General features: G+C 39.2%; 2 protein-coding genes and 1 pseudogene. All 3 read left to right on the plus strand.

All coding sequences use genetic code 11. From position 1 onward, the window contains the following. Positions 1 to 307: pseudogene (locus tag SMIDD26_RS01405) on the plus strand (LytTR family DNA-binding domain-containing protein); the annotation flags it as partial. 4 nt (positions 308 to 311) lie between these two features. Continuing rightward, a complete protein-coding gene (locus SMIDD26_RS01410) occupies positions 312 to 986 on the plus strand; it encodes a LiaF transmembrane domain-containing protein (RefSeq protein ID WP_061438677.1) in 675 nt (224 codons plus the stop codon). Positions 987 to 1,138: 152 nt separating this feature from the next. Further along, the gene (gene rpmH / locus SMIDD26_RS01415) at positions 1,139 to 1,273 is read left to right on the plus strand and encodes a 50S ribosomal protein L34 (protein WP_000831905.1); all 135 of its coding nucleotides are present in this window, start codon (positions 1,139 to 1,141) and stop codon (positions 1,271 to 1,273) included. Positions 1,274 to 1,482 lie beyond the last annotated feature (209 nt).

Raw genomic sequence — 1,482 nt, forward strand, 5'->3', positions numbered from 1 at the left:
ACGGGTGAGTACTACTTAGACTTGTCAGAAATTCTTCTTTTTTGAGACAGAAGGGAGCAAGATTTATGCCCATACCCAGAAAGATGCCTACGAGGTTCGGCTTAAACTCTATGAGTTAGAGGCTATCCTTCCTCGCTATTTTAGTCGGGTATCCAAGTCAACGATCGCTAATATTCGGCAAATCTATTCGGTGGACAAGTCCTTTTCAGGAACGGGCACCATTTCCTTTTATCAGACCCACAAGGAGGTTCATGTCTCACGGCATTACCAATCCCTCCTAAAAGAAAATCTAAGAAACATGAGGTAAGAACATGAAAAAGAAAGCATTTGGTATTGTGTTGCTCATTTTGGCAGCTTTAGTATTATTGCAGGGGAATTTTGGAATCCCGTCATTCGGTGGGCAAATTTGGCCCTTGCTTGGTATTGGATTTTTTGCCTACCAATCAGTTGAGGCTTTGCTTCGTCGTCATCTGACATCGGCCTCTTTTACAGCCCTAGTGGCCTTAATGATTGCCAACCACTTTTATGGCATTTTACCGATTCCAAATCAGACACTAATCTGGGCAGGAGTTCTAATTGTTCTCGGAGTAAACATGCTGACTTATTCTAACAGAACTTGGAATGGGAAAAAATGGTGGTATGATGGTAAAAAGACCATTCTTACAGATAAGGAAGTTGCTTTTGGAACAGGGACTTTCTACAAGCAAAATCAAGAATTGGTAGAAGACCAAGTAGAAGTTGGTTTTGGCAATGCCAAGATATATTATGACAACGCAGAGATTTTAGGAGATACCGCAACCCTGAAAGTAGAAGTTGGTTTTGGCAATGCAGTTATCTTTGTTCCCCAACATTGGAGAGTTGATTTGAAGGTGGAAACTTTCTGTGGTGTAGCCAAGGCAGATACTTCTCTAGCCCCAACCAGCAAAACCTTGATTATCCGTGGAGATGTGGCTTTTGGGAAGTTGGAGCTTGTCTACGTTAAATAAAAAATCTGAAAAATCTTCTAGGTTCTCAGCAAACATTTGCCTAGAGCTATTGACAAAAGTGAAAGAATCAGATAGAATAGTAAAGTATGTTTAGTAACTGATCACTTTATAGCCGGCTAAACGAATACAAAATCTATGAGGAGGTATTCATCGTGAAACGTACTTATCAACCAAGTAAACTTCGTCGTGCGCGCAAACACGGATTCCGTAACCGTATGTCAACTAAAAACGGTCGTCGCGTATTGGCAGCTCGTCGTCGTAAAGGACGTAAAGTTTTGGCTGCATAATCCAAACGAATTAGAACAAAAGTCAGTAGGAACTCGAGTCTACTGGCTTTTCTTATGTTTAAAAGATACAAAAGAGTAGATATAAAAAGTAGATTTTGGTAGGAAATAAAGGACAAGTATGAGGAGTGTTTTCAATCAAGAAGTTTATAAAAATTCTATATATTGTAATATAACAAAAATTCCTACTAATTTTAAAGGTTAAAATTGAC

This window comes from Streptococcus mitis (genome assembly GCF_001579035.1).
Lineage (GTDB): Bacteria > Bacillota > Bacilli > Lactobacillales > Streptococcaceae > Streptococcus > Streptococcus mitis_J.